General features: G+C 65.0%; 27 protein-coding genes, 1 tRNA gene and 1 other RNA gene. 14 read left to right on the plus strand and 15 right to left on the minus strand.

Annotated elements, in window-relative coordinates:
- Positions 1–10: 10 nt before the first annotated feature.
- The 3 genes from pcaF to OPU69_RS09330 all read right to left on the minus strand — a co-directional run bounded on the left by pcaF (position 11) and on the right by OPU69_RS09330 (position 2132).
- Positions 11–1213: a 3-oxoadipyl-CoA thiolase gene (gene pcaF / locus OPU69_RS09320; RefSeq protein ID WP_498510570.1), complete on the minus strand. Its 1203-nt coding sequence runs from the start codon at positions 1211–1213 to the stop codon at positions 11–13.
- A gap of 33 nt (positions 1214–1246) precedes the next feature.
- Positions 1247–1975: a hydroxyacylglutathione hydrolase gene (gloB, locus tag OPU69_RS09325; RefSeq protein ID WP_498510572.1), complete on the minus strand. Its 729-nt coding sequence runs from the start codon at positions 1973–1975 to the stop codon at positions 1247–1249.
- Between the two features lie 71 nt (positions 1976–2046).
- A tRNA-Tyr gene (locus tag OPU69_RS09330) sits at positions 2047–2132 on the minus strand.
- A gap of 157 nt (positions 2133–2289) precedes the next feature.
- Here OPU69_RS09330 and rlmB point away from each other — a divergent pair.
- Genes rlmB through OPU69_RS09350 form a run of 4 tightly spaced genes read left to right on the plus strand, consistent with a single transcriptional unit; the run spans position 2290 to position 5527 of the window.
- Entirely contained in the window at positions 2290–3054 is a 765-nt protein-coding gene (rlmB, locus tag OPU69_RS09335; protein ID WP_060977846.1) for a 23S rRNA (guanosine(2251)-2'-O)-methyltransferase RlmB, read from the plus strand.
- Positions 3054–4016, plus strand: coding sequence for a hypothetical protein (locus tag OPU69_RS09340; protein ID WP_498510574.1), 963 nt, complete (start codon positions 3054–3056; stop codon positions 4014–4016). The genes rlmB and OPU69_RS09340 overlap by 1 nt, the downstream gene beginning before the upstream one ends.
- Positions 4017–4071: 55 nt before the next feature.
- Complete coding sequence (locus OPU69_RS09345) at positions 4072–4878, plus strand: hypothetical protein (protein WP_498510576.1); 807 nt, start codon at positions 4072–4074, stop codon at positions 4876–4878.
- A gap of 40 nt (positions 4879–4918) precedes the next feature.
- The gene (locus OPU69_RS09350; RefSeq protein WP_498510578.1) at positions 4919–5527 is read left to right on the plus strand and encodes a hypothetical protein; all 609 of its coding nucleotides are present in this window, start codon (positions 4919–4921) and stop codon (positions 5525–5527) included.
- 137 nt (positions 5528–5664) lie between these two features.
- On the opposite strand, the gene OPU69_RS09355 is transcribed toward OPU69_RS09350, so the two are convergent.
- The 8 genes from OPU69_RS09355 to OPU69_RS09390 form a co-directional block, all read right to left on the minus strand.
- The gene (locus OPU69_RS09355; protein WP_017671429.1) at positions 5665–5937 is read right to left on the minus strand and encodes an HU family DNA-binding protein; all 273 of its coding nucleotides are present in this window, start codon (positions 5935–5937) and stop codon (positions 5665–5667) included.
- A 187-nt stretch (positions 5938–6124) separates the two neighbouring features.
- Complete coding sequence (gene lon, locus OPU69_RS09360; RefSeq protein ID WP_498510580.1) at positions 6125–8521, minus strand: endopeptidase La; 2397 nt, start codon at positions 8519–8521, stop codon at positions 6125–6127.
- Positions 8522–8642: 121 nt separating this feature from the next.
- Positions 8643–8978, minus strand: coding sequence for a YbaB/EbfC family nucleoid-associated protein (locus OPU69_RS09365; RefSeq protein ID WP_060977851.1), 336 nt, complete (start codon positions 8976–8978; stop codon positions 8643–8645).
- Positions 8975–10771, minus strand: a complete 1797-nt coding sequence (locus OPU69_RS09370; RefSeq protein WP_498510583.1) for a DNA polymerase III subunit gamma/tau — start codon at positions 10769–10771, stop codon at positions 8975–8977. Before OPU69_RS09370 ends, OPU69_RS09365 begins: the two co-directional genes overlap by 4 nt.
- A 91-nt stretch (positions 10772–10862) precedes the next feature.
- Positions 10863–10958, minus strand: an RNA gene (ffs, locus tag OPU69_RS09375) — signal recognition particle sRNA small type.
- 51 nt (positions 10959–11009) lie between these two features.
- Positions 11010–11345 carry a 2Fe-2S iron-sulfur cluster-binding protein gene (locus OPU69_RS09380; RefSeq protein ID WP_066274801.1) on the minus strand — a complete coding sequence of 112 codons (336 nt, stop codon included), beginning with the start codon at positions 11343–11345 and terminating at the stop codon, positions 11010–11012.
- Between the two features lie 3 nt (positions 11346–11348).
- Positions 11349–12476: a cysteine desulfurase family protein gene (locus tag OPU69_RS09385; RefSeq protein WP_498510585.1), complete on the minus strand. Its 1128-nt coding sequence runs from the start codon at positions 12474–12476 to the stop codon at positions 11349–11351.
- A complete protein-coding gene (locus tag OPU69_RS09390) occupies positions 12476–13561 on the minus strand; it encodes a cysteine desulfurase family protein (RefSeq protein WP_498510587.1) in 1086 nt (361 codons plus the stop codon). Before OPU69_RS09390 ends, OPU69_RS09385 begins: the two co-directional genes overlap by 1 nt.
- A gap of 211 nt (positions 13562–13772) precedes the next feature.
- On the opposite strand from OPU69_RS09390, the gene OPU69_RS09395 reads away from it, so the two are divergent.
- From OPU69_RS09395 to OPU69_RS09405, 3 genes are all read left to right on the plus strand, one after another.
- Positions 13773–14429, plus strand: coding sequence for an alpha/beta hydrolase (locus OPU69_RS09395; protein WP_023837854.1), 657 nt, complete (start codon positions 13773–13775; stop codon positions 14427–14429).
- 98 nt (positions 14430–14527) lie between these two features.
- Complete coding sequence (locus OPU69_RS09400) at positions 14528–15508, plus strand: hypothetical protein (protein ID WP_498510589.1); 981 nt, start codon at positions 14528–14530, stop codon at positions 15506–15508.
- A gap of 333 nt (positions 15509–15841) precedes the next feature.
- On the plus strand, positions 15842–16189 hold the full coding sequence (locus OPU69_RS09405; protein ID WP_498510591.1) for a hypothetical protein: 348 nt from the start codon (positions 15842–15844) through the stop codon (positions 16187–16189).
- Positions 16190–16205: 16 nt separating this feature from the next.
- On the opposite strand, the gene OPU69_RS09410 is transcribed toward OPU69_RS09405, so the two are convergent.
- The 4 genes from OPU69_RS09410 to maiA form a co-directional block, all read right to left on the minus strand.
- Entirely contained in the window at positions 16206–17213 is a 1008-nt protein-coding gene (locus OPU69_RS09410) for a fumarylacetoacetate hydrolase family protein (RefSeq protein WP_498510593.1), read from the minus strand.
- Positions 17214–17309: 96 nt separating this feature from the next.
- Positions 17310–17762 (minus strand): MarR family winged helix-turn-helix transcriptional regulator, encoded by a 453-nt coding sequence (locus OPU69_RS09415; RefSeq protein ID WP_498510595.1) that lies wholly within the window; start codon positions 17760–17762, stop codon positions 17310–17312.
- A gap of 15 nt (positions 17763–17777) precedes the next feature.
- Entirely contained in the window at positions 17778–19889 is a 2112-nt protein-coding gene (locus OPU69_RS09420; protein WP_498510597.1) for a TonB-dependent receptor, read from the minus strand.
- Positions 19886–20518 (minus strand): maleylacetoacetate isomerase, encoded by a 633-nt coding sequence (gene maiA / locus OPU69_RS09425; RefSeq protein WP_498510599.1) that lies wholly within the window; start codon positions 20516–20518, stop codon positions 19886–19888. The genes OPU69_RS09420 and maiA overlap by 4 nt, the downstream gene beginning before the upstream one ends.
- Positions 20519–20621: 103 nt before the next feature.
- On the opposite strand from maiA, the gene OPU69_RS09430 reads away from it, so the two are divergent.
- From OPU69_RS09430 to hslV, 7 genes are all read left to right on the plus strand, one after another.
- Positions 20622–21224, plus strand: coding sequence for a TIGR04282 family arsenosugar biosynthesis glycosyltransferase (locus OPU69_RS09430; RefSeq protein WP_060977862.1), 603 nt, complete (start codon positions 20622–20624; stop codon positions 21222–21224).
- Positions 21215–21934, plus strand: coding sequence for a glycosyltransferase (locus OPU69_RS09435; RefSeq protein WP_498510601.1), 720 nt, complete (start codon positions 21215–21217; stop codon positions 21932–21934). The genes OPU69_RS09430 and OPU69_RS09435 overlap by 10 nt, the downstream gene beginning before the upstream one ends.
- A gap of 150 nt (positions 21935–22084) precedes the next feature.
- Complete coding sequence (locus OPU69_RS09440) at positions 22085–22300, plus strand: hypothetical protein (protein WP_060977910.1); 216 nt, start codon at positions 22085–22087, stop codon at positions 22298–22300.
- Positions 22301–22596: 296 nt separating this feature from the next.
- A complete protein-coding gene (wecC, locus tag OPU69_RS09445) occupies positions 22597–23898 on the plus strand; it encodes a UDP-N-acetyl-D-mannosamine dehydrogenase (protein ID WP_498510603.1) in 1302 nt (433 codons plus the stop codon).
- Positions 23899–23917: 19 nt separating this feature from the next.
- Positions 23918–24916, plus strand: coding sequence for an NAD-dependent epimerase/dehydratase family protein (locus OPU69_RS09450; RefSeq protein ID WP_060977865.1), 999 nt, complete (start codon positions 23918–23920; stop codon positions 24914–24916).
- A gap of 75 nt (positions 24917–24991) precedes the next feature.
- Positions 24992–25294: a putative quinol monooxygenase gene (locus tag OPU69_RS09455; RefSeq protein ID WP_498510605.1), complete on the plus strand. Its 303-nt coding sequence runs from the start codon at positions 24992–24994 to the stop codon at positions 25292–25294.
- A gap of 60 nt (positions 25295–25354) precedes the next feature.
- Positions 25355–25897 (plus strand): ATP-dependent protease subunit HslV, encoded by a 543-nt coding sequence (hslV, locus tag OPU69_RS09460; protein ID WP_060977911.1) that lies wholly within the window; start codon positions 25355–25357, stop codon positions 25895–25897.
- The last annotated feature ends 44 nt before the right edge of the window (positions 25898–25941 follow it).

Below are 25941 nucleotides of genomic sequence, written 5' to 3' on the forward strand. Positions count from 1 at the left end.
ACGCCTTGAGCTACACCCGCTCGATCAGCATCGCGATCCCCTGCCCCACGCCGATGCACATGGTCGCGATGGCATAGCGTCCGCCGGTGCGCTGCAGTTCCTCGGTCGCAGTCAGCGCCAGACGCGCGCCCGACATGCCGAGCGGATGGCCGAGCGCAATCGCACCGCCATTGGGGTTCACATGCGCCGCATCGTCGGGCAGGCCGAGCTGGCGCAGCACGGCCAAGCCCTGGGCCGCAAAGGCCTCGTTGAGTTCGATGACATCGACTTCGGCGAGCTTAACCCCGGTGCGCCCAAGCAGCTTCTGCACCGCAGGTGCCGGGCCAATGCCCATGATCCGCGGCGGCACACCGGCGACTGCCGTTGCGATGATCCGCGCGCGCGGGGTGAGACCGTGGCGCGCCGCTGCCGCTTCCGAGGCGACGATCAGCGCCGCCGCGCCATCGTTGACGCCGCTGGCATTGCCTGCGGTGACCGTGCCGCCGGGCCGGACGATGGGCTTCAAGGCCGAAAGCGCCTCGATCGAGGTCATGCGCGGATGCTCGTCGGTGTCGACAATCAGTGGCTCGCCCTTGCGCTGCGGGATGCTGACGGGAACGATCTCCGCCGCCAGACGACCCGATTCCTGCGCGGCGGCCGCACGCTGCTGGCTGCGCAGCGCGAAGGAATCCTGATCGGCTCGGGCGATGCCGAAATCCTCGGCGACATTCTCCGCCGTCTCGGGCATCGAATCGACGCCGTGCACCGCCTTCATCAGCGGATTGACGAAGCGCCAGCCGATGGTGGTGTCATAGACCGCATTGTCGCGCGCGAAAGCAGTCCCGGCCTTGGGCATCACGAACGGTGCGCGGGTCATGCTCTCGACCCCGCCTGCGATCATCAGATCGGCCTCGCCCGCGCGGATCGCGCGCGCGGCGCTGCCCACGGCATCGAGCCCCGATCCGCACAGCCGGTTGATCGTCGCACCGCCGACCGTTTCCGGCAGGCCCGCCAGCAGCGCGGCCATGCGCGCGACGTTGCGATTGTCCTCGCCCGCCTGGTTGGCACAACCCAACAGCACGTCATCGATCGCCGCAGCATCGAGACCCGGATTGCGGCCCAGAAGCGCGCGCAGCACGATGGCGGCCAGATCGTCAGGCCTGACGCTTGCCAGCCCGCCGCCATAACGTCCGATCGGTGTGCGAACGGCATCGCAGATAAAGGCATCGGTCATGGCAGATCCTCTCGCTTTTTGGCCCCGGTGGTGTCAGCCCCGGAAATTGTCCTTGGCGGCGCGGCGCTCGGCGAGTTCTTCGGCGGAGCGGGCGCGCATGAAGGGATTGGTCGCGCGTTCGAGCGCGATCGTGGTCGGCACGGTCGGCTCACCCCGCGCGCGCATTGCGAACACCTGCTCCATCCGCTCGGCCAACGCCTGGTTATCGGGCTCGGCGACCAGCGCATAGCGTCCGTTCGATTCGGTATATTCGTGCGCGCAATAGACCTGCGTCTCGCCGGGCAGCGCCGAGAGCCGCGTCATATTGTCGAACATCTGCTCGGCCGTGCCCTCGAACAGCCGGCCGCAGCCCATCGCGAACAGCGTATCGCCGACGAAGATCGCCTGCTCCTCGGGCAAATGATACGCGATATGCCCTGCGGTGTGCGCAGGCACATCGATCACGTCAGCCTTCAGCGGACCCAGATGCACGACATCGCCGCCCTTCACCGTCACGTCAAAGGTCGCAATTCGATCGCGCTCGGCCTCGGGGCTGGTGATCGCGCAGCCAGTCGCCGCCTTGATCGCGGCATTGCCGCCGACATGATCAGGGTGCCAGTGCGTGTTCCAGATCTGCGTGATCGTCCAGCCGCGCGCCTTGGCTTCAGCGAGCACCGGCTCGGCCTCGGCGGGATCGATGACGACGGTCTCGCCGCTCACCGGCTCATGCACCAGCCAGATATAATTGTCGGACAGGGCGGGAATGCGGGCAATTTCGATCATGCGCCGGTTGTGCCCAATCGCGCCTGGATTGCCAAGGGCACTTGGCCCCTGCTCGACGTTAAAGAGGGAGGTGGTGGACAGGGCTGGATTCGAACCAGCGTACGCTCTCGCGGGCAGATTTACAGTCTGCTGCCATTAACCACTCGGCCACCTGTCCACACATTTCCCAGTGCGTTTGGCCATTCCGAAGAGGGCCGTCTCTGCCGAGAGGCGGTCCCTTGAACAATTCGCGCTTGCCTGTCAATGCCGACAGGACGAAAAGCTTGATCTTACCACCTCGGCGACCCGTTCGCCCAAGAAAGATACACACCAACATGGCAAAACGCGGCGCACGCAACCGCAACCGCAAGGCGGGACTCGAGGGCGGCAAGCTGCCGCGATTCTGGGGGACGCACGCCTGCGAGGCGGCGTTCAACAATCCCGAACGGCAGATTCGCTGGATTCGCGGAACGCGCGAGGCACTGGCGCAATTCGATCTGCCCACGGGCGTGTCGGTCGAATTTGCCGATGTCGCCGACCTTGCCCGGCTGGTCGCGCGCGATGCGCCGCACCAGGGCATCGTCATCGAGGTCGAACCGCTCGACGACATGCTGCTCGGCGATGTGCTGTCGGGCGATCCGCTGCGTCCGCTGGTGGTGCTCGATCAGGTCACCGATCCGCACAATGTCGGCGCGATCTTCCGCTCGGCTGCCGCGTTCGATGCCGCCGCGATCATCACGCAGGACCGGCACGCTCCGCCCGAATCGGGCACCATCGCCAAGGCCGCCTCGGGCGCGCTGGAAATCGTGCCCTGGGTGCGAGTCGTGAACCTGTCGCGCGCGCTCGAGGAAATGGCCGATGCCGGATACTGGCGCATCGGCCTTGCCGGAGAGGCGGAGGACACGCTGGCCGAGGTGCTGGGCACCGGCCCGGTCGCATTGGTGCTGGGAGCCGAGGGTGAAGGCCTGCGCCACAATGTCGCCGGCCATTGCGACACGCTCGCGCGCCTGCCGATCAGCAGTGCGATGGAGAGCCTCAACGTCTCGAACGCGGCCGCCATTTCGCTTTACGCGATTCGCATGGACCGGGGGGAAGGCTGATGCGTGCCGGGGGGCGGATGGGACTGCGGATATTGGTGGCCGCCGCAGCCGCCTGGATGCTGACAGGGTGCCTGCTTTCGCCCGGCAAGTTCACTGCCGACATGACCGTGATGCGCGGCGGCGGCTTCAGCTTCACCTACAAGGGCGACATCCACCTGCTCGGCCTGTCGCAACTGGTCGCGATGGGCGCGGCGCTCGACGACAAGGGTGGCGAGTTCACCCCCAGCCCCTGTTATGGCGAACCGGCAGAGGTTGACGCGGCGGTGCTCAAGACCGCCTATGCCCAGGACGAGCAGGAAGGCGAAGGCTGGGCCGAGGAAACACTCGAACGCGAATGCACGCCCGCCGAGATCGAGAGCCAGAAGGAAGCCTGGGAAGAGCAGCGCGCCGCCAAGAAGGCCGAGGACGCCAAGAATATCGAAATCTTCAAGGCGATCCTCGGTGGCATCGACCCCACCTCGCCCGATGCGATCGACGAGTTCATCACCCGGATCAAGAAGCAGAAGGGCTGGCGCGAGGTCGTGCACAAGGGCGACGGCCTGTTCACCGTCGATTATGCGATCTCAGGGAGGATCGACCAGGATTACAGCTTTCCGACGATCGAGAAGGTGCAGGGCATCACCCCGTTCATCGTGGCCACCGCGCGCACGAACAATGCCGTGCGCATCGACGCGCCTGCCTTTGCCGCAGGGGGGCAAAGCAGCTTCATGGGCGGAAACATGGGCGGGCTGATGTCGATCCTGCAGGCGGTGGGATCGTCGAGCAACAGCGAGGAGGCGAAGATCTTTGCGGGCCTGCCCAAGCCCGACGGCATGTTCACCATCCGCACCGATGGCGATATCCTCACCAACAATACCGAGGACGGCCCCAGCGTCGCCGGCGCGATGCGCGTGCTCGAATGGAAGGTCAATGCCCGGCGCGATCGCGCGCCCGAGGCGCTGATATCGCTCAACCCGGCCTGAGACCGGATCCACCACACTGGTTCCTACGGGTCGCACCTGTACAAAGGACCAAGACATGACATTCATGCGAATTGTTGCCGCGCTGGCAACCCCGCTGCTGCTGACCGGCTGCCTGTTATCGCCAGGCAAGTTCAGTTCGACGCTGGACCTCAAGCGCGATGGCAGCTTCACCTTCACCTATGTCGGCGAAATCGTGGTGACCGACATGTCGCCGCCGCCCGCCGAGTTCTCGGCGAGCCCCTGCTATAGCGACGACACGGGCGACGAGCGCGAATGCACCGAGGCCGAACTGGCGCAGCAGCGCAAGGATTTCGACGAAGCGCAGGAAGCGAACAAGGGCGATACCGGCATGGCCGCGAGCGCCATGGGCGGCGAGATGGGCGGCCTTGGCAGTGACGAGAGCATTGCCGATCTGGTCGAGCAATTGAAGAAGCAGCGGGGCTGGAACAAGGTCAGCTATCGCGGCAACCGCATCATCGATGTCGAATATTCGATCACCGGCAACAGCGCGCATGGCTTTGCCTTCCCGCTGGTCGATGGCGGCAACGCGATCATGCCCTTCGTCACGATCATCGCCCGCAAGGACGGCAGCGTGAAGGTCTCTGCCCCCGCCTATTCGGGCGAAGCGGGCGGCGGCGAGATGGCGGCGCTGGGCGCGATGGCGGGCGCGGGCGATGCCAAGGGCAAGCCTGGCCAGCCCCAGCCCGAAGGCACGTTCACCATCACCACCGACGGCCGTATCCTCACCAACAATACCGAGGACGGCCCGACCATGGCCGGCGCGACCGCGACACTGAAATGGGTCGTCAACAGCCGTCTGTCGAAGGGTCCGGAGGCGCTGATCGGGCTTGCCGGTCAGTAGGCGGTCGCGTAGCGGTTCGCGGATGATAGGACCGCGACACGTGATGGGAATGCTGGCGGCGCTGGCAGCCTGCGCTCTGCCGGGATGCATCGAGCGTCCCGACGAGAAACTGCTTCGCCCGCCAGCAGAGCTGAACCGCGTCATCGAGGCCTTGGGCGGGCGCTCTGCAGGCGCCATCGCAGGAAAGGCGCGGCGCGGGTCCGAGCAGCTTGCACGACGATCGGCGAGACTGACCGCCCCCGTGCTCGCGCGCGCGATCCGGCATGGCGAGAGCCAGGCTGCCCGTGCTGGTGCCAAGCCCATTCCTGCCGACATGCAAAAGCTGCTCGCACCGCATTTCAAGCCCGAGACGCTTTCTGCGACGCGCTGGACGATCGGTACCGGCCGCATCGATCTGGGCGCGATCGTGACCGAACAGTTCATGGACGAGGGCGCGATCGCGCTGAACCGGCAGGTCGTTTTTTCCAGCGCGCGGTTGACCCGGAATGTCTGGATGTGGGCGCACGAACTGGCCCATGTCGAGCAATATAAGCGCATAGGCGTGGATGGCTTTGCCGCCGCCTATATCGCCGACTGGCGCGCAATCGAGCGCGAGGCGACCCGCCGGGCAGACCGGGTGACTGCCGCCATCCGCAAATCCGGCAGCTGAATCGGAGCAAAAGAAAAGGCGGCACTCTTCGCGCCGCCTTCCCATGTCTCTAGCATTTCAACCGGGGAGGGTTAGCTTGCGACCCCTGCCCGCTCAAAGCGTCTGAATGGCCCCGCCCGATGGCAGGGCAAATACGATCAGTTGACCGCGTCCTTCAGGCCCTTGCCGGCCTTGAACTTGGGCTGGGTCGATGCCTTGATTTCCATCTTTTCGCCGGTGCGCGGATTGCGCCCGGTCGATGCCTTGCGCTTGCTAACCGAGAAGGTGCCGAAACCGACGAGACGGACTTCGCTGCCCTTTGCAAGCGCACCGCTGATCGAATCGAACACCGCTTCCACCGCCTTGCTGGCGTCGGCCTTGGTGATACCAGCCTGTTCGGAAACTGCCGAAATGAGATCGTTCTTGTTCATGCCGTGGGAACCCCCTGATTTTTGTTGAATATTGCTGAATCGCGGCTTTGAGGGGGCTGAGTAAGAACCGATTTGACGAGAGTGTCAAAGGGAAAAGCGCGCATTTCCGGGCGTTTTGTCGCAATGTTACCGTAATGCGACCCGGTCTGCGCGCTTCTCTTTCAGATGCTGCAATGCACCATGTAAATTAGTGTTTCACTGCTGCTTCCGCGATGTCCGTTGCGGCCACCGGTGGCTGTGCCGCAAGCTCGTCCGCTTCGGTCCAGTCGATCGGCACCAGCGGATCGACCAGCGCCACGCGCAACACCTCGTCGACATGGCTTACGGGCAAGATCTTCAGCCCCTGCTTGGCGTTTTCGGGGATCTCGGCCAGGTCCTTCTCGTTCTCCTGCGGGATCAGCACCGTGGTGATGCCGCCACGCAGCGCCGCCAGCAGCTTTTCCTTGAGGCCCCCGATCGGCAGCACGCGACCGCGCAGCGTGACCTCGCCGGTCATCGCGACATCGCGGCGCACCGCATTGCCGGTGAGCGTCGAGATGATCGAGGTGACCATGCCGATACCTGCCGAAGGACCGTCCTTCGGCACCGCGCCTTCGGGCAGATGGATATGGATGTCCTTGCGCGCGAAGATGCTGGGCTTGATGCCATACGCTGGAGCCCGTGCCTTGACGAACGAGAACGCCGCCTGCACCGATTCCTGCATCACTTCGCCGAGCTTGCCGGTGGTCTTGATCTGCCCCTTGCCGGGCACGGTCACCGCCTCGATGGTCAGCAGTTCGCCGCCCACCTCGGTCCAGGCCAGGCCCGTCACCGCGCCAATCTCGTTCTCCGCCTCGCCGATACCGTGGCGATATTTGCGCACGCCAGCAAAGTCGGACAGGTTCTCGGGCGTGATGACCACGGCCTTGTCCTTGCCCTCGAGGATGCGGCGCAGCGACTTGCGCGCCAGACGCGCAATCTCGCGCTCGAGCGTACGCACACCTGCCTCGCGCGTGTAATAGCGGATAAGGTCGCGCAGACCTTCCTCGGTCAGCTCGAATTCGCCCGCCTTGAGTCCGTGCGATTCCACCTGCTTTGCGATGAGGTGGCGCTTGGCGATCTCGACCTTCTCGTCCTCGGTATAGCCTTCGAGCCGAATGATCTCCATGCGGTCAAGCAGCGGCTGCGGCAGGTTCAGGCTGTTCGCGGTGGTCACGAACATGATGTCCGAAAGATCGATGTCGATCTCCAGATAATGGTCCTGGAACTTGGTGTTCTGTTCGGGGTCGAGCACCTCGAGCAGCGCCGATGCGGGATCGCCGCGGAAATCCTGGCCCAGCTTGTCGATCTCGTCGAGCAGGAACAGCGGATTGCTCGTCCCGGCCTTTTTGAGATTGTTGACGATCTTGCCCGGCAGCGAGCCGATATAGGTGCGCCGGTGGCCGCGGATTTCGGCCTCGTCACGCACGCCGCCCAGCGACTGGCGCACAAACTCGCGCCCCGTCGCCTTGGCGATCGAGCGGCCGAGCGAGGTCTTGCCGACGCCCGGGGGGCCCACCAGGCACAGGATCGGGCCCTTGAGCTTGTTGGTGCGCGCCTGGACAGCGAGATATTCGATGATCCGGTCCTTGACCTTCTCGAGCCCGAAATGGTCATCGTCGAGGATCGTCTGCGCCTCGGCAATGTCCTTCTTGAGCTTGGACTTCTTGCCCCAGGGCAGGCCGAGCAGCACGTCGAGATAATTGCGCACCACCGTTGCTTCGGCCGACATTGGCGCCATGCCGCGCAGCTTCTTGAGCTCGGCGGTCGCTTTGGCCTTGGCCTCGGGCGAGAGTTTCAGCTTCTCGATCTTCTCGGCGAACTCGTTGACGCCGTTGCCGTCGTCGCCATCGCCATTGCCCAGCTCGGACTGGATCGCCTTGAGCTGTTCGTTGAGATAATATTCGCGCTGGGTCTTTTCCATCTGGCGCTTGACGCGGCCACGGATCTTCTTTTCGACCTGCAGCACGCCGAGCTCGCCTTCCATGAAGCCGAACACCATTTCCAGCCGCTTGACCGGATCGTCCTCGGTCAGCAGGCTCTGCTTGTCGGCGACCTTGACCGAGATGTTCGCGGCCACCGCATCGGCGAGCTTCGAGGCATCGTCGATCTCGGCGAGTTGCACCGCGGTTTCCGCCGGAAGCTTCTTGTTGAGCTTGGCATAATTCTCGAACTGCTCGACCACCGAGCGCATCAGCGCATTGACATCGGTGCCGCTGACGGCGCGTGCCGGGATGGTCTCGACCTCGGCGAGCACATGATCGCCGCTCGTTTCGAGCCGGTTGAGCCGTGCCCGCTCGCCGCCTTCGACCAGCACGCGCACGGTGCCGTCGGGCAGCTTGAGCAGCTGCAGCACGGTCGCGACCACGCCGATATCGTAAAGATCATCTCGATCGGGATCGTCACGCGCCGGGTCAAGCTGCGCGACGAGGAAGATTTCCTTGTCCTGCTCCATCGCACGCTCGAGCGCAGCGACCGATTTGTCGCGGCCGACGAACAGCGGCACGATCATCTGCGGAAACACCACGATGTCGCGCAAGGGCAGCAGGGGATAGGTCTGGGACATGGTCAATTCGGTTCAATCCATCTGGGGTTGGTCACCGGCCGTCCGGTGGCATCTTACCGGCTTATATGGTTGCCGGGTCTATCCACGACAAGCGATCCTGCATCCACCCAGGTTAACGCATTCAGAACGGCAGCTTGAAACCGGCCGGCAGCGGCAGGCCCTGCGCCATCTTGCCCATCTCTTCCTCGCTCGCGCGATCCGCCTTGGTGCGCGCATCGTTGAACGCGGCGGCTATGAGGTCCTCGAGCATCTGCTTGTCCGCCGGCACCATCAGGCTGTCATCGATCGACACGCCGAGAATGCGCCCCTTGGCGGTCGCCCGGACCTTGACCAGGCCGCCGCCCGCTGCACCTTCGACCTCGATCGATTCCAGCTTGGCCTGCGCCTCGTTCATCTGGCGCTGCACGGTCTGCGCCGCTTCCTGCGCAGCCGCCATCATCTCTTCCATGCTTTTCATGCCTTGGCACTCCGTGTTGGCAGGGTTTCATCTCCATGTGGGGAGATTTCCGCCGCAGTCCAGTCTATTTCCGCATCGGGAAAGGCCGCTTGCGTGGCCTTTACCAGCGGATGGTTCAGAATTTCGTCGCGCATCGCCGCTTCGGCCTGCTGCTCGAGCTCAGCCAGGGTCGGCTGCGCCTCGCCCTCGCCGCGTTCGACCTCCCAGCGGCGCCCGGTGATCGAGGCGAGCGCCTCGCGCAGCAACGGCACATAATCGTCGCGGCCAGTGGCGGACTGATAGATCAGCCTGTCCTCGCCCAGCTCGATCAGCCGCATGTCCGCCTTGACCTGCGCGGCGATCAGCCATTTGTTGGCATTGTCGAGCATGTCGACCAGATCGGCCATGGTGCGCGGCGTTGCGGGCGGCGGCGCTACCGGCTCGTCGGGAGCCGCATTCCAGGGCGGGCTATCCTCGGCAGGCGGTGGCGGCGGCGGCGTCGCAGCCTCGGTGGGAGCAGTGGTGTTACCACCAGCCGCTGAAGGCGCATCCGCCAGCTTGCGGGCGAGCGTGCCCGGATCGGGCATGGTCGCGGCATAGAGCGCGCGCAGCAGCGCCATCTCGCACGCCTCACGTGGGACAGGCGCGCTCTCGATCTCGTCATGCCCCTTGAGCAGCAGCTGCCACAGCCGGTGCAGGCTTGCATGGCCGAGCTTGGCCGCCCAGTCGGCGAGCGCCGCGCGATCTTCCTCGCCATGCACGGTGCGGACCCGGCCCGCCGATTTCTGGAGCGTGATCGCATGCACCATCGCCAGCAGCCCGCGCATCACGCTGACCGGATCGACTCCCAGACTGTGCTGCGCATCGAGATCGGCGAGCATCGCGTCGGCATCGCCCGCGATCAGATGCGCGAACAGCCTCCGCATCGCGCCGCGATCGGACAGGCCGAGCATGCCGCGAACCTGTTCGGCACGCACCTGCGGCGCGCCTTCGCTGGCATCGCCGCCAAGGTCCGCATGCGCGATTGCCTGGTCGAGAATCGACAGGCCGTCGCGCACCGATCCTTCTGCCGCATCGGCGATCATCGCCAGCGCGTCGGGTTCGGCGGTGATCGCCTCCTTCACGCAGATCTCGGCGAAATGGCTCGCGAGCAGTTCGGACGGAATGCGTTTCAGGTCGAAGCGCTGGCAGCGCGACAGCACCGTGATCGGCACCTTGTTGACCTCGGTCGTCGCGAACAGGAATTTCACGTGCGGCGGCGGCTCTTCCAGCGTCTTGAGCAGGCCGTTCCACGCCTGTTTCGACAGCATGTGCGCTTCGTCGATGATGTACATCTTGTAGCGCGCGGAGACGGCCGCATAGCGCACCGCCTCGGTAATCTCGCGAACATCGTCGATGCCGGTATGGCTCGCGGCGTCCATCTCGATCACGTCGATATGGCGGCCCTCGGCAATGGCGACGCACGGCTCGCAGACACCGCAGGGGGAAATCGTCGGGCCGCCCTGCCCGTCCGGGCCGATGCAGTTCAGCGCCTTGGCGATCAGCCGTGCGGTCGAGGTCTTGCCGACCCCGCGCACCCCGGTCATCAGGAACGCGTGCGCCAGCCGCTCGCGCCGGATCGCATTGCCCAGCGTCTGCACCATCGCATCCTGGCCGATCAGCTCGGCAAAGGTCTGCGGTCGGTATTTGCGGGCAAGCACACGATAGGCCTGGCCCGTCGCGGGTGCGGGCGCGGCGACCGGCGGCAGATCGAGCCCGAGGCCCGGCATTTCGCCTGCGTCATTGTCCATATCGTTGGGCCGGGAATCGTCCATAGATGCTGATTAGCCGCTGCCGCCGGTGGATCAAACCGAAACCGCCCGCCTGTTCAAAACAGAGGGTGTGGGAGGGGTACGGCGCTGAGGGATGGTAGGAGCCGGACGACCCGCGGCGAAAATCGTTGTGGCTGCTTCCTTCCGGACCTGACCAGATTGGCGACGGCTACGTCCGCCCGACTCCCGAGCGCCATATGGCGAGTTGATGACAGAAAAGCAAGCCGGGCCGAAAACGCGGTCAAACGCCCTGCATATCGTAGCTTTCGGCCGGGACGCGGCAGGTCAGGCTGCCCCATTCCTCGCGCAGGAATATCTGGCACGACAGGCGCGAGGTGCGCGTCACGGCAACCGCCAGATCGAGCATGTCCTCTTCCATCTCGACCGGGTCGGGCAGCTTGGCGAAATCCGCCGGATCGATGATCAGGTGGCAGGTTGAACAGGCCATCTGGCCCTCGCATGTGCCCTCGAGCGGCTGACCATTGGCCTGCGCGACATCAAGCAGGCGGTCGCCCTCGCTCGCCTGCACCGTCTGACGGGTCTTGCCGTCCGCGCTGATGAACGTCACCTCGATCATCGATCACCCCATCTGCCGATTGGCCGCATCGACGATCAAATGCGCGGCGCGTTCGATTTCGTCAATGGTGGTGTAGCGCCCGAAGCCGAGCCGGATCGACGAACGCACTTGCGGGCTCGACAGGCCCAGCGCCGTCAGCACATGGCTCGGCCGTCCCGACCCGCTGGCACAGGCCGAACCTGCGGAAAAGGCGACCCCGCGCACATCGGACATCAGCCGCGCGACGTCGAGCGCCTCGCGGCGCAGGTTGAGATTGCCGGGATAGCGATTGCTGAGCGATCCATTGACCTGCCATCCCTGGAACAGTGCGAGCGCGCGATCCCGCAACCGCGCGACATGCGCCGCGTCCGCATCCGCCCGCTGCGCCGCCAGCTTCGCCGCAGCGCCGAATCCCGCGCAAAGCGCTGGTGAGAGCGTCCCCGATCGCAAACCCTGTTCCTGCCCGCCGCCATGGGTCAGCGGTTCAAGCGCCACGCCCTCGCGGACCCAGAGCGCGCCGATGCCCTTGGGTCCGTGGATCTTGTGCGCGGTGACCGCGATCATGTCCGCAGCGTGCGGCAGCCCGACACGGCCGAAGCCCTGCACCGCGTCGCATAAAAACAAAGCTCCCGCGTCGTGCGCCATGTCCGCCAGAAGCTCGACCGGCTGGATGACTCCAATCTCATTGTTGACCAGCATCGCGGCGACGAGCGCAGTGTCGGGCGTGATGGCAGCGCGCGCCGCATCCATGTCGACCAGCCCCTCACGGTCCACCGGCAGCAGCACGACATCATGGCCCTGCTTCTCCAGCCACAGACAGGTGTCACGAACGGCGGCATGTTCCGTCGCGATGGTGACGATCCGTTTGCGCGGTGCCAGTGCAGGCAGCGCCCCACGGATCGCGAGGTTGAGCGCCTCGGTCGCCCCGCTGGTGAAGATCACGCGCCCGCCCGTCGGCATCAGCGCATCGATCTGGCTTCGCGCGACCTCGACCGCGGCCGAGGCCTTGCGCCCCATGGCGTGCGCGCTGTGCGGATTGGCCCAGCCGCCGGGGCTGTCCGGCCCACCGAGCCATGGCTGCATCGCGGCCAGAGCTTCGGGCGCGAGCGGCGTCGTCGCCTGATAGTCGAGATAGATCGGAGCAGTCGCCATCAGCGCTTCGCCCGTGCCGCCATTTCGCGCCACAATTCGATAAAGCGATAGACATGCGCGCGCGTGGTCGAGGGGCCGAAGCTCACCCGAACCACCTCGCCCGCCGCTTTTTCGTCCCAGCCCATCGCGGTCAGCACTGCACTGGTCTTGAGCGTGCCCGACGAGCACGCACTGCCCGCCGAGACCGACACCCCCGCAAGGTCGAACTGGATCAGCTGTGCATTGGCGGCCATGCCGGGCATCCGGTAACTGCCGATGCTGGGCAGACGCGGCGCATTTTGTGCAACCACCTCGCCGCCTGCACCGCGAATGGCGCTGTCGAGCTGATGGCGCAGGTCTGCCGCGCGATCGGTCCAGTAGCGCGCATGGGTAAGCGCGGCGGCAAAGCCCATCGCGGCAGGCACATTCTCGGTGCCACCGCGATAGCCCTTTTCCTGCCCGCCCGGCGGCTCGAGCAGCCCGAGGTCGCGCACCAGCAACGCGCCGATCCCCGGCGGCCCGCCCAGCTTGTGTGCCGAAACCACGATCATGTCGGCATCGGGCAGCGGCAGCTTGCCCGCGCTCTGCGAGGCATCGCAAAGGCTGAGCGCACCGTTTTCGCGCGCCACCGCGGCGATCGATGCATTGTCCTGAATCACGCCGGTCTCGCTGTTGACCGACTGCACCACCACCATCGGGCGTCCGCCGCAGGTTTCGAGTGCACGCGCGAGGCTCGCCATCACCAGCCGTCCGTCGAGATCGACCGCGAGCCGCATCAGCGACCGTCCTGCCGGGATGCGCGCCGTCAGCCGCTGCACCGCGTCATGCTCGGTAGGGTTGACGATCCAGCCATCGGCCTTGCCCGCCAGCATCGCGAGCGCGATCGCCTCGCTCGCACCGCTGGTCAGGATCACCTCGCCATCCCAGTTCAGCGCACCTGCAATCTGCCGCCGCGCCTCTTCGAGCGCCGCCCGCGCCGCGCGCCCGTCGCTATGCGGCGAGGACGGGTTGGCCCAGCGCTCGATCCCTGCGATCATCGCCGCGCGCGCCTCAGCAAGCACGGGCGTCGTAGCGGCATGGTCCAGATAGATGCGTGGCTGGTTCATCGCGGCAGCGGATCGTGGGGAAGAGAACAACGGCTCATCGCGTTCCTCTAACCGCAGTCAGGCGCGAATCCACGCATTTTGTTGCTTTTGCCCGCGCGGATTGCGTATAGCGCCCCTTCCCGGCAGCCGCTGCGACCCTATCTGATGCTTCTGCCGCCCCGACATTCACCATGCCGACATTAGTGTCGTTTCAGCCGAAAGAGCGCAAAACATGCCCGCCGTCATCTTTCCCGGTCCCGAAGGCCGTCTTGAAGGACGCTTCAGCCCTGCCCCCCGTCCGCGCGCGCCCGTCGCCATGATCCTGCACCCGCACCCCCAGGGCGGCGGCACGATGAACGACCGGATTACCCAGGCGCTGTACAAGACCTTCGTGCGCCGCGGCTTTGCCACGCTGCGCTTCAACTTCCGCGGTGTCGGCCGCAGCCAGGGCACGTTCGACAACGGCATCGGAGAGCTTTCCGATGCCGCCGCCGCGCTCGACTGGGTGCAGAGCTTCCATCCCGAGGCGCAGACCACCTGGGTCGCCGGCTTCAGTTTCGGTGCCCTCATCGCGATGCAGCTGCTGATGCGCCGCCCCGAGATCCGCGGCTTCATCTCGGTCGCGCCGCCCGCGAACATGTACGATTTCAGCTTCCTCGCGCCCTGCCCCGCTTCGGGCATCATCGTCCAGGGCGCCGCCGATACGGTGGTGACGCCCGGTGCGGTGCAGAAGCTGGTCGACAAGCTGCGGACGCAAAAGCACATCACCATCCATCATGACGAGATCAGCCGCGCCAACCATTTCTTCGAGCACGAGCTCGACGATCTGATGCACTCGGTCGACAATTATCTCGACATGCGCCTCGCGCCGGATTCGCCGATCCGGTAACGGCGTTTGCCTGACATCTGCGTGCCTTTGTCGAATGACGATGGCACGCAGGTCATCTGTCAGGAATATGGTGCCACGTGATTTCATGGGGGCATTCCATGACGGCCTTATCTTCCAGACTCTCGCTACTTCTCGCCGCCATTGTTCCGTTCTTCGCTGGCCTTGCCCCTGTCCAGGCCCAGCAAGCATCGACCGAAAGCGAAATCGAGGTCATCGGCCGGCGGCAGACCGAAGAGCAGGCGCGCAAGGAAGCCAATGACTTCGTCCGGCGGACGGTATCAACCAGCAGCGACGATCCGCTGGCGCGCTGGGTCACTCCGATCTGCCCGGTAGTGCTGGGTATTCAGCCCGAATATGCCGCCATCGTCGAACGCAAGATCCGCGCGCTCGCGAAAGTGGCGGAGATCGACACCGCATCGGCCCCGTGCAAGACCAATATCGTCGTCAGCTTCACAACCAATGCCAAGGCAGTGGTCCAGCGGATCGCGAAGAAATCGCCACGTCGGCTCAGCGAGGTCCAGATTCCTGATCGTTCCGCGCTGCTCAATGGCAATGCGCCGGTGCGCTGGTGGTATACGACGCAGGAGACCAGCGTCGATGGAATGGGCGCGGTCACATCGGACAGCCTCGCCGCGAACAGCGGCACGGCAGAGGGCGGCGGCTCATCGATTGGAAACGGGCTACCGACAGTGCAGGCCTATAGCTCGAGCATCGTCAGAACCCAGATCGTCCGCGCGCTGCGCAGCGCGACGGTCGTGATCGACGTGAATCTTGCGCAGGGCGTCCCGCTCGACGCTGTTGCTGCCTATGCCGCAATGGTGACCTTTGCCGAGATGAAGCCAGCGCAAAGCCCACCCCCCAATTCGATCCTGGGGCTGTTTGCGCCGGATGCCCAGATTGCCAGTGCTACCGACTGGGACATCAGTTTCCTCAAGGCGCTCTACAGCATCCCCGCGGCCCGCGCGGGATGGAAGCAGAAGCGCATGCTCGTGGGCAGGATCCTGAAGGATTCGGAGGCGGCCGGTCAGATCGACGACGAGGAGGATCTCACCGAAGGACTTGGGGATGGCGCCAAATAATCATATAAAGCAGGCCGCGTAAGGGTACAAATCAATGCCCGATGGCCATTAAATGCCTTGTTCGACATTTATTCAGAACAAAACCTCCAAAATCGAGGGGAATGAGTATTGATCTCAGATCGTTGAAAGCGCAACATCACGTCACGAACTATCGGCACGAGGCTAGGATGATGACGCGATCAGGATCATGAGGGTTTGCGGCTCTGGCCTGGGCCGTACTGGCAATCTTCCCCGCGCAGGCGCAGACAACCGCTGGGAGGAAGGACACCAGCGACACGCGGACGATCCGCGTCATCGGGCGGCCAATCGGCAATCGGCCATGGCAACAAGACGGTGCAGGCCTACCGCTCCACCATCATCGGCACGCTCGCCGTGCGCGCGCTGTACAAGGCGACGGTCGTGATTGACGTCAATCTCGTCCAGGGTCGCTCGCTCGTTGCGGCGGCCGCCTATGCGGCCATGGTCGCCTTTGCCGAGACGACACCCACCGACCAGTCCATGCCCAATTCCTTCCTGGGTCTGTTCGACACAGGCAATGTATATCCGGACCCGACCGACTGGGACATGGCCCTGCTGCGCAAGCTCTACAGCATCCCGCACGACCGCGCGGGCAGGAAACAGCGCCGGATGCTCGTCGGCGCGATCGTCCGTCCGTTGGATAGCCTGGCCGAAGCGCAATGACCGAACCGTCGAGTAATCAGCCGACCTGTACCACCTGCTCGATCGCACCGAAGATGGTGTGTTCCTTATCGTCATGCACGTCGATGCGCACCGTATCGCCGTGCTTGAGGAACGGCGTCTTCATCTCGCCGGTGGTGATCTTCTCGACCATGCGGACCTCTGCGATGCAGCTGTAACCCAGGCCGCCCTCGCTCACCGGACGACCGGGGCCGCCATCGCTGTCGCGGTTGGAAACGGTGCCCGATCCGATGATCGAGCCTGCGCGCACGCGGCGGGTCTTGGCGAGATGCGCGATCAGCACACCGAAATCGAAGGTGCAGTCGTCCGATGCCACCGCACGGCCGAACGGTTCGCCGTTCAGATCGACCAGCAGCTTGCGGTGCAGCTTGCCGTCCTTCCAGTAATCGCCAAGTGCATCGGGCGTCACGAACACCGGTGAAAAGGCACTGGCCGGCTTGGACTGGACGAAGCCGAAGCCCTTGGCGAGCTCGTCGGGGATCAGGTTGCGCAGCGAGACATCGTTCACCAGCCCGACGAGGCGGATATAGCCGCGCGCTTCTTCGGGCGTCACGCCCTGGGGCACATCGCCCGTCACCACCACGATCTCGGCCTCCAGATCGCAGCCCCAGGCCTCGTCCTTGAGCAGGATCGGATCGCGCGCGCCCATCAGGTCGTCCGATCCGCCCTGGTACATCAGCGGATCGGTCCAGAAGCTCTCTGGCAGCTCGGCCCCGCGCGCCTTGCGCACCAGCTCGACATGATTCACATAGGCCGATCCGTCCGCCCATTGATAGGCGCGCGGCAGCGGCGCAGCGGCATCATGTTCGTGAAAGCGCTCGCGCGGGATCGCGGCATGTTCGAGATCGCGCGCCAGCACCTCGAGATACGGCGCCATGCGGTCCCAGTCGTCGAGCGCGGCCTGCAGCGTCGGCACCAGATGGCTGGCATCGGCATACCAGGCGAGATCGTTCGAGACGACGACGAGATGGCCATCGCGGCCGCTCTTGAGTGATGCAAGCTTCATGGGATGCGGCTGCCTTTTGCTGTTGCCGGAATGCGAGAATGCTGCGCGCAGCATAGTATCAACTGAAACTTGAATGCAAGACCCGGGCGGCGCCGGTCAATCATCAGTCAGCGCATCCGCGCGCGCCAGCAGCTTGTTCATCAGCGCCGAGAGCTGCGCTCGCTCCTTATCATCGAGCGCGGTCATGATTTGCGCCTCCATCTGGAGTGCGAGCGGCATGATCTCGGCATAGAGCGCCTGCCCCGCCGCCGTCAGCGCCAGATGGTGCGACCGCCCGTCCGCCATGTTCGGCGCACGCTGGATCAAGGCGCGCTCGCCCAGCGTCTTCGTCGCGCGGTTGACGGCCACCTTGTCCATCCGCGTCGCCGCCACCAGCTCGCGCTGCGTCGCCTCACCCACATCGCCCAGCACCGCCATCACGCGCCACTCGGGAATCTTGAGGCCGAAGCGCGTGCGATACTCGCGCGCGATGAGATCGCTCACCGCATTCGACGTGATCGACAGGCGATAGGGGAGGAAATCGGCAAGGCGGGTGATGCTGCGGGTCATGTTGCGGATGTCAGGCTATTCAATGTCCAGTTTCACGCCAAGCCAAATCGTGCGTGGCGTTGCGCGCTCGATAATGCCGGGGCCGCTGATGCCGGCCTGCACGGTCGTGTCGAACAGGTTCTCGCCGCGCAGTTCGACCAGCAGATTGCGGTTGATCCGCATCGCGGCTCGCGCATCGAGCGTGAGCGCGTCGTCGAGCGCAAGCTGGCCAAGATCGTCCTCGAACTGCGATCCGACATAGCGCGCGGTGAGATTGATGCCGCTGTCGCCGCCTCGCGGGAACCAGCCGACCGAGCCGGTGGCAAAGTGGCGGGGCACCTGCGCGGGCCTGCGTCCATCGATCGCCGCCTGGCCGGGCGCGGCCTCCACCTTTGCATCGACATAACTATAGGTGGCGGCAAGGCGGACATCGCCGATATCGCCGCTCGCCTCGATCTCGACGCCCCTCGCCTCGACGGCGTCGAGATTCTGCCGTTGGCTGAACGCACCCGCCGCCGAAACGAAGCCGACGCCGGGGAAATTGCCGGGTCCGCGCGCCAGCGTCACATTGGCTATGGCATTGTCCAGCCGGTTCCAGAAGACAGTTGCGCCCAGCCGGATGGTGTAGATTTCGTAATCCAGCCCCAATTCTGCGCCGCGCAGCCGTTCGGGCGCGAGCGCGGCATTGGCAGCGGTCGCATCAGGCCCGACACGGAAGGGGCGATACAGTTCGTTCAGCGTCGGCAAGCGCCAGCCGAGATAGCCCGCCCCGCGCAGCTTGAGCAGCCCCGCCGCGTCCCAGGCGAAACCGACTCGGCCCGTCCCTTCCCAGCCGCTGCGGGCATCGAACGCAGCGATGGTCACCGGCGCGCCGGTAGCGAGAACCGTTTCGCGTAATCGGCCATCGCTCAGCCGCCAATGGTCGACCCGCCCGCCGCCGGTCAGCAGCAGATCGGGCGAAGCCTGAAAGCTCGCCTCGGCAAAGGCGCCCAGCGTCTCGCTCGCCCCGCCCGCGCGGCGCAGACGCGTGGGAGCACCCGCGACAAAGGTGAACAGCTCGCGCGTTTCTCCCGTCGTGCGCCGCCATTCGGCGCCAAGGCGCAGTTCGCCCGCGCTACCCAGCGAAGGGCGAATTTCGGCGCGCGCACCCAGCCCGGTGGAGGGCGTGTTGTACTGGTCGAGGCTCTGCGTGACGGTGCGGCGATCCGCGCTGACCGCCCCGAAGCTGCTCTCGAAGCGGCGCATCTGCACATAGGCGAGCGCCGACCAGGGCAGGCTGCCGCGCCCTACCAGCCTCAGGCTGGCGTCGGCGCCGTCGTTGCGGTTGTCGCTGAAGGCAAAGCCGCGCTCGCGCTCGTCGGTAAAGACGCGTCCACTCGCCTGCAGTTCGGTGCTGGCATTGAGCGGCGCGACGAAGCGCAGATTGACACCCAGCTGCTCGAAGGGCGCTGGCCGGTCGACCGGTCCGCGCTGCCGCGCGATCACCGGCGTAAATCCATCGCCCCGCGCATATTGGGCGGAGATCGTAAGACCGCCCTGCCCGAGCGCCTGGCTGGTGCCGATGCTCGCCTCGAGCGACTGTCGGCTGCCATAGGCAACATCGCCATAGAGATTCGACTGGTCGGGCGCGATCCCCGAGCTGTCGAGCTCGATCGTTCCGGCGAGCGCGCCGGGGCCGTCGCCACCGGTGCCGCCGCCGCGCCGCACGCGCACGCTGCCCAGGTTGATGGCGTCATAGCCGGGAAAGCTGATCCAGCCGCCGAACGGATCGCTCTGCGGTACGCCGTCGAGCAGCATCAGCACACGGCTTGAGGCGTTGCCGCCGAGCCCGCGCAGCGTCACCCCCTGGCTCGTCGGATTAGCGCTGCGCGCATCCGACCGGCGGAACTGCTGCAGCCCCGGCACCAACCGCAGCGCGTTCTCGAGCCGCTGGCTGGGTTCGTTCGCCAGCATGTCGGGCGAGATGGTGGTGACGCTATAGGCGCGGTCGCCGATCGGCGCATCGAGAGGGCGCCCGACCACCGTGATCGGCGCATCAGGCCAGCTGATCGTGTCGCCCTGCGGCTGGGCATCCTGCGCATGCGCGGGGGCAGATGCGAGTGCCGCCAGTCCGACGCCGCATATCAGATGGAGGATGGCAACCTTCACGCGGGCTTCACCTTTTCCGGATGGGCAGCGGCAAAGGCCGGGATCGCCTGCAGCGCGGCATCGATCCGCGTCAGGCGCGGATAGGGCGTCATGTCGAGTTCGAACCGCCGCGCATTGGCGACCTGCGGCACCAGGCACACATCGGTCAGATCGGGGGAATCGCCGCCGAACAGGCTGTTTTCGGGCGCCATAAGTTCGAGCGCGGCAAAGCCCTCGGCGATCCAGTGGCGGTACCAGGTGTCGACCGCCGCCTGGTCCTGGCCCATCTCGTTCTTGAGATAATGCAGCATCCTCAGGTTGTTGACCGGGTGGATGTCCGCGATGATCACCATGGCGCGCGCGAGTGTCGCAGCGCGCGCGACCGGATCGGCGGGGATCAGGCGCGGCTCGGGGCGGGTTGCATCCAGATAATCGATGATCGCCAGCGACTGGGTCAGGTCCTGCCCGTCGATCTGCAGCATCGGCACCAGCCCCTGCGGGTTGCGCGCGACATAATCGGGAGCCTTTTGCTGGCGGGTCAGCAGGTCGGTCGGCACTGCCCGATAGGCGATCCCCTTGAGATTGAGCGCGATGCGGACGCGGTAACTGGCGGACGAGCGCCAGTAATCGAACAGGATGGTGTCGGACATGCGCGAGGCTCCTCGAGGTCGGTTGGCCGGGCCGCGCACCATATGGCGGCAGGATAGCGATGCAAGGCTTGTTTCCCTTTCGCGGAGCGTTAAGCCTTGCGCGATGACCGCCCTGCCCGATCTCGTGCTGTTCGCCAAATATCCGGTGCCGGGCTATGCCAAGACGCGGCTTATTCCTGCTCTGGGCGCGTCAGGAGCGGCAGCAGTCCATCGTCACCTCGCAGGGCGGACCGTCGACATCCTGTTGCAGGCGGGAGCGCCCGTGGAAATTCGCTTTGCTGGCGCTGATGAGACCCAATTCCGCGATTGGCTGGGCGATGGGGTCCTGCTGATCGAACAGGTGGAAGGCGGGCTTTCCGAGCGGTTGATCGATGCCGCACGCGATGATCCGCACATCTTCTTCGGCGCAGACACGCCGGATCTGGATGTCGCGACTGTCGCATCCGCCATGGCCGCGCTGGAAAGCCATGATGTCGTGATCGGCCCCGCAGAGGACGGCGGCTATTATCTCATCGGAATGCAGACGGCACGGCCCGAACTGCTGATCGACATGCCGTGGAGCACCGAAGCCGTGCTACGCGAGACCTTGCGGCGGTGCGATGCTCGCGGCCTTGACGTGGCCCTGTTGCCAACGCTCGCAGATTGCGACCGGCCCGAGGACCTGGCGCGCTGGCCGTATCTCGCGGAGGCTGGCCGATGCGCGTGACGCTGATGATCCCGGCGCTCAACGAGGCCAAGGCCCTGCCGGCAACGATCGCCAATGTCGCCGCGCTCGATCCACAGCCTGATGAAATCCTGCTGGTAGATGGCGGCAGCGAGGACGAAACGGTTGCACTGGCGAGAGCGGCAGGCTGGCGGACGGAGCTTTCGCCGACGCGCGGACGCGGGCCGCAGATCAATTTCGGGGTGGAACAGGCCGGCGGCGATCTCGTCTGCATCCTGCACGCCGACAGTCTGCTGCCGCCCGATGCGATCACGCACATTCGCCAGGTGCTGGCAGACCGCCGCATCGCGCTGGCCACTTTCCTGCCGATCATCCGGGGCGAGAAGACCCGCTGGTTCACCACCGCGCACAACTGGTGGAAGACCTATTATCCCATCGTCACCCACCCGCATCTTTTCGTGCGCGGTGTCCGCCTGCTGTTCGGCGACCATGCGATGTTCTTCCGCCGCACCGATTATCTGCGCATCGGGGGCATCCCGGCGGTCGCCACGATCATGGAGGAGGCCGATCTGTGCATCGGCTTTGCGCGACTCGGCAGGCTGAGAATGACGCGCAAGCCGGTCATCACATCCGACCGCCGCATCGCAGCATGGGGACCGCTGAAAGCCAATTATATCTATCTCAAGGTCGGGCTCGCCTGGACCTTCGGTATGCGGCACCGGCTCAAGTACATGTACCCGGACGTCCGATAAAAGCGGCATTTTGGGGATATTCGGCTGTCTTCACCTATCGCAAACTTTCGCCACCGTTATGGTGCGATATGGTTATTTCGCACTTGCAACATAGGCCTGATTGTGTCATCTGACCGTTGAACGCAAAAACTCCTTATGGGGAATATCAAAATGAAAATGTTCAAAGCCACTGTGGCCGCGATCGCTCTGACCACCATGGTCGGCGCACCGGTCCTCGCTCAGGCAGCCGGTCGTGTGGCCGCTTCGTCGAGCGAAGAGAGCGAAGCTGAAGGCAGCACCGGGATCATCATCGGTGTCGTCGCTGCTGCTGCCGTGATCGGCGGCATCATCGTCATCGCTGACGACGACGAGCCGAACAGCCCCTGATTTCATCAGGCGCAAGCTAAACGGAAAAGGGCGGCTCCCAAGGGCCGCCCTTTTTTGTTGTGTCAAGCAAGGTCGTACCGTTTGATCGCCCGACGGTGGCCAATGCCGAAGGGGCCGGGTTCGCGAGGAAAAGCGATAAGGCCACGCAGCAGCCCTAGCGAACTAGGCCCTGAAATTGCCACTCTTGCGGGTGATCGAGCCACTGCTTACCGGTTTTTTAACCGGGACGCGGCTAGAGCGGGGCTCTATGGTTCGCCGCCTCACGCCGCCGGGCCGACCACGATCGGGGATTGAGCATGCTGTCCGAAAAGAAGCCTGAAGTTTGCGTTCTGGGTCTGGGCTATATCGGCCTGCCCACAGCAGCGATCATCGCGCGCTCGGGCTGCCGCGTGCTAGGCGTCGATGTGTCCGAACATGTCGTCAGCACCATTGCCGAGGGCCGAATCCATATCGAGGAGGTCGATCTGGACGGCCTGGTCCAGGGCGTGGTCGCGCGCGGCATGCTGCGCACCTCGCTCCAGGTCGAACCGTCCGATGTGTTCGTGATCGCGGTGCCGACCCCGTTCGACGACAAGCATGCCCCCGATATCAGCTATGTGCTCCAGGCCGCGAGCAGCATCGCCGCGGTGCTGAAGGCCGGCGACTCCATCATCCTCGAATCGACCTCGCCCGTCGGCACCACCGAGGAAATGCGTGACCTGATCGCCAAGCTGCGCCCCGATCTCAAGGTGCCGGGCCTGACCAGCGACATTCCCGATATCGCCATCGCCTATTGCCCCGAGCGCGTGCTGCCCGGCCGCATTCTCGAGGAACTGACCAACAACGATCGCTCGATCGGCGGCATCACCCCCCGCTGCGCGCGCAAGGCGCTGACCTTCTATCGCCGGTTCGTGCGCGGCGAGTGCATCACCACCGATGCGCGCTCGGCCGAAATGACCAAGCTGGTCGAGAACGCCTATCGCGACGTCAACATCGCCTTTGCCAACGAGCTGTCGATCGTCGCCGACCGCATGGGGCTCGACGTGTGGGAGGTGATCCGCCTCGCCAACCGCCATCCGCGCGTCAACATCCTGCAGCCCGGCCCCGGCGTCGGCGGCCATTGCATCGCGGTCGATCCGTGGTTCATCATCCATGGCGCTCCGGATGAAACCCCGCTGATCCGCACCGCGCGCTGGGTCAATGACGGCAAGGTCGATCATGTGCTCGGCAAGGCGGGCGCGCTGATCGAGGCCAATCCCGACGCGCGCGTCGCGTGCCTGGGCCTTGCGTTCAAGGCCAATATCGACGACTTCCGCGAGAGCCCGGCCAACAAGGTCGCGCTGGCGCTGGCGCAGAAATTCGGCGAACGGATTCACATCGTCGAACCCTATGCGCAGGCGCTGCCGCCCGCCTATGACGGGCTGGGCGCCAGCCTGATCGATGTCGACGATGCGATTGAAAGCTGCGACCTGTTCATCGTGCTGGTCGACCATGACGTGTTCAAGTCGATCCCGCTTGCCGAACGCGCCGCCAAGATCGTCTATGACACGCGCGGAATCTGGCCCGACCAGCCCGCCGCGCCCGAACGCCCGAGCGGCCATTTGCGTCTCGCCGGCTGATCGGGCAGAACCTGCACCCATGACCATCATCGTCACCGGAGCCGCCGGGTTTATCGGCCATGCCCTGACGCGCGCGCTGATGCAGCGCGGCGAGCATGTCGTCGGCATCGACAATCTCAACCCCTATTACGATCCCGCGCTCAAGCATGCGCGCATTGCCGACCTCGCAACGGTCGACAGCGGACGCTTCGACTTTGCCGAGCTTGATTTCGCCGACCATGAGGCGCTCGAGACCGCGCTCGCACCGCACAAGCTGTCCACGATCGTGCATCTCGGCGCGCAGGCGGGGGTGCGCTACAGCATCGACAATCCGCGCGCCTATGTGCAGTCGAACCTGGTCGGCCATCTCAACCTGCTTGAGATCGCGCGCCACCGTGACGTGCGCCAGTTCGTCTATGCCTCGTCCTCATCGGTCTATGGCAACAGCGATACCGTGCCGTTCAGCGTCGACCAACGCGTCGATCATCCGATCTCGCTCTATGCCGCCACCAAGAAGGCCGACGAGCTGATGAGCGAGACCTATGCGCATCTCTATCGTCTGCCGATGACGGGCTTGCGGTTCTTCACCGTCTACGGGCCCTGGGGCCGACCCGACATGGCGCTGTGGAAGTTCACCAGCGCGATCCTGCAGGGCAAGCCAATCGACGTGTACAACCATGGCGATATGCGCCGCGACTTCACCTATATCGACGATATAATCGCCGGCGTGCTCGCCGTGATCGACCACCCTCCGGCGGACGACGGCGAGGTCAAGCCCGGCGGAAGCGTCTCGCCGCACCGGCTGTACAATATCGGCAATAACCAGCCCGAGCCTCTGGGCCGGATGATCGACGTGATCGAAGCGGCCTGCGGCAGACAAGCGATCCGCAACATGCTGCCGATGCAGCCGGGCGACGTGTACCAGACCTATGCCGATATCAGCGCAATTGCTGCAGACCTGGGCTATGCGCCGTCCACCGGGATCGACATCGGCATTCCCCGCTTCGTCGACTGGTATCGCGGCTATACCGGCAGCTGACTTGCCCTTGTGATGCTGGGCTCGTAACCCTGTCTGGAAGCCGTGCGAAGCATCGGCACAGGCAGGAGACAGGACATGCTCATCATCGAAGGCTGGCTGCAGTTCGCACCGGGTGAAATCGACAAATTTGCCGAGGCCGCCAAGCAGATGGTCGAGGCAACGCGCGAGGAGGAAGGCTGCCTGCATTATGCCTTTGCCCGCGACATGAACGATCCCGATATCATCCGCATCTCGGAACGCTGGGTGGATCAGGCTGCGCTCGATGCGCATTTCCAGTCGCCGCACATGGCCGCTTTCGGGGCAGGACTGGCCCAGGTCGAGCGGCTGGGATCGGACGTGCGGCTCTATGATGGGGATGAAGTCCGCCGCATCATGTAGGGCTTGCAGCCCCTGCCCCGCTCCACCATATCGCGCGCCATGAGCAGAGACAGCAGCAGCATGCCGACATGGCATGGAACCACCATCGTCGGTATCCGCAAGAACGGCAAGGCGGTGATCGCAGGCGATGGCCAGGTATCGATGGGCCAGACGGTGATGAAACCCAATGCGCGCAAGGTGCGCCGCCTCGGCGACGGATCGGTGATCGGCGGGTTCGCAGGCGCCACGGCCGACGCGTTCACGCTTTTCGAGCGGCTGGAAGCCAAGCTCGAGCGGCATTCGGGCCAGCTGATGCGCGCGGCGGTCGAACTCGCCAAGGACTGGCGCACCGACAAATACTTACGCAACCTCGAGGCGATGATGATCGTCGCCGACAAGGAAGTGACGCTGATCCTCACCGGCAACGGGGACGTGCTAGAGCCCGTCGACGGAGTCGCCGCGATCGGATCGGGCGGCAATTTCGCGCTCGCTGCTGCCCGCGCGCTGATGGAGTACGAGCAGGACGCCGAGACGATCGCGCGCAAGGCGATGAAGATCGCCAGCGACGTATGCGTCTATACGAACGACCAGCTGACGATCGAGACGCTCGACACCGCCGCCTGATGCCCTAGGGTCCGCAGCCATGCTGTGGCAGACGAACAGGCGGG

The organism is Blastomonas sp. 34TW (genome assembly GCF_059803595.1).